Here is a 5328-nt window from a genome sequence, read left to right on the forward strand (position 1 = left end):
AGTCCGCGAAGCACTCCAACTCAGCACCGACATCCCCATCATCACCCTCGACGCCCGACGCCGCGACAGCGCCAAGAGCGCCCTCATCACCCTCGTCGAACACGCCCTCCTCGCCCGACTGCGGTGAGCCCCGACCTGGCCGGGGGGGCGTGCACCAGGAATGGTTCGCGCCCCCCGGTAACAGTTCGGTAGGCATTTGCCGAGGCTGTTTGACAGTGCGTAGCCGCCCGAACCCGGTGCGCGCCAATGACCTTGAACTTTGCGGGAGTTCAACCGTTTATGTCCGTTTTCCACCCGTGGCGCACGGGGCGGGGGGGCCGTTTGTCCGGTCCACCGGCTCGTGTTGGAATTCCAGCTACCCCGTAGGACCGTGCGGGCCGCGGCCCGTCTGGGGGGTAGCCGCCGGATAGATCCATGGCCGCCAGTCGGTCGAGAGGTTGTTGTCGAGTGAGGCGTAAGCAGCCAGTCACCCCGCAGCGGCGCTCCGAGCCCCGCCAGCAGGACCCGGGTAGCGGCCCGAACGGCGGTCGGTTCTCCGCGTTCACCGCGACCGAGGACCGTGACCGCGCCGAGCAGCAGCGCTCCGTCCCCCCGGAGCCCGCCCCGCGCCCCGCGCCCGCCCAGGAGGCCCCGCGCCCCGGCGGCAGCCGGTACGACTTCCTGTCCCCGCTGAACTGGCGCGTGCCGACCCGCCTGGTGGCCATCCTGGTCATCCCGGTCGTCATCGCCCTGGTCTTCGGCGGCCTGCGCGTCAACACCTCGCTGGACGACTACAACCAGGCCGACCGCGCGGTGCGCATCGCCAACCTGGCCAGTGCCGCCACCAAGCTGGCCGACGCCCTGGAGCAGGAGCGCGACGAGACCCTCGTCCCGCTGCTCACCGGGCAGGGCGACCAGGGCGAGGTGAAGAAGCTCCGGGACAAGACCGACGAGGCCCGCAAGGTCTACGACGCGGCGTTCGCGGAGCTCAAGGACGACGCCACCATGAAGCGTCGCAACGACCAGTTCCAGCAGGCCGCGGCGTACCTCCCGCACCTGCGGGCCAACGCCTACAAGCCGGAGCTGTTCGCGACCGCGACCGCCAACGCGTACTCGCTGATGTTCGCGCCGCTGCTGGCCATCGACAACTCGGTCGGCTTCGGCTCCACCAACGTCACCTCCAAGGGCCGCGCGATCTACGCGATGTCGCTGGCCAAGGCGTCCGCCTCCACCCAGCGCGCGCTGATGCTCAACCTGCTGGTCGGCCTCGGCGTCGGCGGCGTGGACGGCCACGAGGGCGACGACCTGATCCAGTCGCTGGTGGTCGCCTCCCGGCTGGAGCAGACCGCGCTCAGCGAGTTCAACACCGCCTCCGGTGACGCCGAGATCAAGGTCTACTCGGACGCCCTGGTCGACCAGGCCACCGCCGACCAGCGCCTGCCGCTGCGCATGCCGGACGGCCACAGCCTGCCAACCATGCAGGGCCTGCTCGCGGTCGGCATGTCCTACGCCGGCCAGCTGTCCAGCGCCTCGGCCGGCGGCGACAACGCCGCCAAGATCATCGACCAGGTCGGCAAGGACGGCCTGACCCGCCCGCTGTGGGACCAGGCCACCAAGAGCCACATGAGCGCGCTGCGCTCCGCGGAGACCGACCTGCTCGCCCAGGTCGTCGACGAGGCCCAGGGCATCAAGGACCGGGCGTTCACCGACTGGGTGCTCAACTCGCTGATCGTCATCGCCTCGCTGGTGCTGGCCGGTCTGCTCACCGGCTACATCGCCCGCTCGATGATCCTCGGCATGCGGACCCTGAACACCGCCGCGCTCGACATCGCCAACCACCGCCTGCCGGAGCTGGTCGACAAGCTCTCCAAGACCGACCCGGAGCGGGTCGACACCTCGGTCAGCCCGATCCCGCTGCACGGCCGGGACGAGATCGGCGAGGTCGCCCGCGCCTTCGACCAGGTCCACCAGCAGGCCGTCTCGCTCGCCGCCGAGCAGGCGCTGCTGCGAGGGAACGTCAACGCGATCTTCACCAACCTGTCGCGCCGCAGCCAGGGCCTGATCCAGCGCCAGCTGGCGCTGATCACCGACCTGGAGAACAACGAGGCCGACCCGGACCAGCTGGAGAACCTCTTCAAGCTGGACCACCTGGCGACCCGCATGCGCCGCAACGGCGAGAACCTCCTCGTCCTCGCGGGCGAGGAGCCCGGCCGCCGCTGGAACACCCCGGTGCCGCTGGTCGACGTGCTGCGCGCGGCCGCCTCCGAGGTGGAGCACTACGAGCGGATCGAACTGGCCGGCATCCCCGAGGCCGACGTGGTCGGCCCCGCCGTGACCGACCTCGTCCACCTGCTCGCCGAGCTGCTGGAGAACGCCACCTCGTTCTCCTCCCCGCAGACCCGGGTGCTGGTCAACGCGACCCGCCTGCCGGACGGCCGGGTGCTGGTCGAGATCCACGACAAGGGCATCGGCCTGACCGCCGAGGACTTCGCCGAGATCAACGAGAAGCTGGCCGAGCCGCCCACCGTCGACGCCACCATCTCCCGCCGGATGGGCCTGTTCGTGGTCGGCCGGCTGTCCCAGCGGCACGACATCCGCGTGCAGCTGCGCCCGTCCGGCGAGTCGGCCGGCACCACCTCGCTGGTCATGCTGCCGCAGCAGCTCACCCAGCTGGGCGCGACGGCGCCGGAGCCGCAGGCCGAGGAGTTCACGGTCTCCCGGATCTTCGCGGACCAGGAGCCGACCGCCGAGTGGGCGGACGGGGGCCAGGGGCGCACCGCCGCCGAACTCGGCTTCGACGACCACCTGGCCGTCCCCGGCGCCGTGCCCGGCAACGGCTTCTCCCCCGCGCTGGAGTCCATGCAGCGCTCCCAGCGCCTGGAGGAGCGACGCCGGGCCGCCCTGGAGATCGGCCCCGGCCCCGCCGCCGACGAGCCGGTGGAGGCGGAGGTCCTGGAGCCGCCCTACGGCGCCCCCGGCGCCCCCGAGGACGGCTACTACGGCGCCGCGCAGGACGACCCGTACGCCCGCCCCGAGGTGGACGCCTACGGCCGCCCCTTCGAGCCGCAGCAGGCCCCGCAGGACGACGCCTACGGCTACCGCCAGGACGCCCCGTACGCGCCCGCCGGGTACGCCGAGGAGCCCTACGCCCCGGAGCAGTACGCGCAGGCGCCCTACGGCGACGAGCAGCAGCCGTACGCCGACGGCTACCAGCAGCCGTACGGCGCCGGGCAGTACGACCAGTACGCCGAGGGCTACCAGCAGGACGGCTACCAGCAGGACGAGTACGGCTACGCCCAGGACGGGTACGCCCGGGACGAGTACCAGCAGGACGGCTACCAGCAGCAGGACTACGGCTACGAGGAGCCCGCCGGGCACCCGTACCCCGCCGAGGAGCTGCCGGCCCTGCCGCCGGCCCGCCCCGCGGCGGAGCAGTCCGCGGGCGGCGCGCTGCCGCAGCGGCGGCCGGGCCAGCAGCTGGCGGGCCGGACCTCCGACGGCGAGACCCCGAACTGGTTCACCGGTGCGAAGGACACCTCGGCGCCGGTCGAGGAGCCGCGCGGCCACGACGTGTCGGCGCTGGGCGGCTACGGCCCGACCGGCCCGACCGCGGCGCCCAGCGAGTGGGAGTCGCCGAACGACGGCAACTGGCAGCGCGCGGAGAAGGTGCGCGAGCCCTCCTCGGCGGGCACGACCCCCTCGGGCCTGCCGCGCCGGGTGCCCCGCCAGAACCTGGTGCCGGGCAACGCCCGGACCACCCCGCAGGAAGGCCCGCAGGTCTCCCGCGACCCGAACGAGGTGCGCGGCCGCCTGACCAACCTGCGCCGCGGCGTCGAGCAGGGCCGCCAGGCCGGCGGCGACCCCGGTGCCACCGGTAGCTTCCGGATCGACCCCGACCAGGGGGCGTACGGTGATGGACCGCACAACAGCAGCACCGATCTCTTCGGCGGCTCGAACCAGCAGGAGCGTTGAGTTGACCCAGATGAGCCAGGCCGCACAGAACCTGAACTGGCTGATCACCAATTTCGTGGACAACACCCCCGGGGTGTCCCACACCGTGGTGGTCTCCGCCGACGGTCTGCTGCTGTGCATGTCCGAGGGCTTCCCCCGGGACCGCGCCGACCAGCTGGCCGCCGTCGCCTCCGGCCTCACCTCGCTGACCTCGGGCGCGAGCCGGATCTTCGAGGGCGGCGACGTGACCCAGACCGTGGTCGAGATGGAGCGCGGCTTCCTGTTCCTGATGGCGATCAGCGACGGTTCCGCGCTCGCGGTCCTCGCCTCGCCGGACTCCGACATCGGCCTCGTCGGCTACGAGATGGCCCTCCTCGTGGACCGCGCGGGCGCCGTCCTGACGCCCGCTCTGCGGGCCGAACTCCAGGGCAGTCTCCTGCACTGACGGTTCGTCGGATACCGTCCTGGTATTCGAAAGACCTCATTGCCCGTCCCGAGGTCGCTTCGGCGGCCTCGGGACCGGGCGTTGTACGGCCTTCGCACCACCGGTCACGGCGCTCCCCGGCGACGCGGCCAGCAACGCACCGCCGCACCCTTTGAGGAGATGAACCGTGACACCGCCCGACCACAGTGGCCAGTACGGCGCCCCGTACGCGGGCTCCGGCCACGACGCTTTCGGGGCTCCCGGCGTCGGCCACGGTCAGCAGCCGCAGTACGCGCCGCAGTTCAACGGTGGCCAGTCGTACCTGCCCCCGCAGCCCGACCCGCGCTGGTACCAGCAGCAGGACGGGTACGGCCAGGCCCACCCCGGCCCCCCGGCGTTCCCCGAGCAGGACGCGTACCCCGAGCAGGGGGCGTTCGCCGAGCAGGGGGCGTTCGCCGGACACGGGGCGTTCCCCGAGCCCGAACCGCCGCACCGGTACGGGGAACAGCAGCCCGGCCACGTCGAGGAGTACGCCGACGAGGAGGAGGACGCCGAGCCGCTGATCCGCCCCTTCGCGATGACCGGCGGACGCACCCGGCCGCGCTACGAACTCGCGCTGGAGGCCCTGGTCTCCGCCGCGGTCGACCCGGCCCGGATGGCCACCCTGCTCCCCGAGCACCAGCGGATCTGCGCGCTGTGCGCCACCGACGTGAAGTCGGTCGCCGAGATCTCCGCGCTGCTCGGCCTCCCGCTGGGCGTGGCCCGCATCCTCGTGGCGGACCTGGCCGAGGCCGGCCTGGTCGCCATCCACCAGCCCGCAGCCGGCGGCGAATCCGGCAACCAGCCCGACGTCACGCTGCTCGAAAGGGTCCTCAGTGGACTTCGCAAGCTCTAACGCGGCCGCCGCCCCCAGCCGCGCCACCACCTCCGCCAAGATCGTCGTCGCGGGCGGCTTCGGCGTGGGCAAGACGACG

3 protein-coding genes and 2 pseudogenes are annotated in these 5328 nt (G+C 72.5%); all 5 read left to right on the forward strand.

The window, feature by feature from the left end; genetic code table 11:
• Nucleotides 1–127 (forward strand): annotated as a pseudogene (locus tag QSK52_RS38820) (ATP-binding protein); the annotation flags it as partial.
• A gap of 320 nt (nt 128–447) precedes the next feature.
• The gene (locus QSK52_RS38825) at nt 448–3951 is read left to right on the forward strand and encodes a nitrate- and nitrite sensing domain-containing protein (protein WP_285740999.1); all 3504 of its coding nucleotides are present in this window, start codon (nt 448–450) and stop codon (nt 3949–3951) included.
• 10 nt (nt 3952–3961) lie between these two features.
• Nucleotides 3962–4375, forward strand: coding sequence for a roadblock/LC7 domain-containing protein (locus QSK52_RS38830; RefSeq protein ID WP_035873526.1), 414 nt, complete (start codon nt 3962–3964; stop codon nt 4373–4375).
• Between the two features lie 166 nt (nt 4376–4541).
• Nucleotides 4542–5249: a DUF742 domain-containing protein gene (locus QSK52_RS38835; protein ID WP_285741000.1), complete on the forward strand. Its 708-nt coding sequence runs from the start codon at nt 4542–4544 to the stop codon at nt 5247–5249.
• Nucleotides 5230–5328, forward strand: a pseudogene (locus QSK52_RS38840) (ATP-binding protein); the annotation flags it as partial. The gene QSK52_RS38835 and the pseudogene QSK52_RS38840, both read left to right, overlap by 20 nt.

The sequence above is a fragment of the Kitasatospora phosalacinea genome (assembly GCF_030268885.1).
GTDB classification, from domain to species: Bacteria; Actinomycetota; Actinomycetes; order Streptomycetales; family Streptomycetaceae; genus Kitasatospora; species Kitasatospora phosalacinea_C.

Excerpts from the sequence above, each read along its gene's own strand:
- QSK52_RS38830 (WP_035873526.1), top strand. The coding sequence starts at position 3,962 with ATGAGCCAGGCCGCACAGAACCTGAACTGGCTGATCACCAATTTCGTG.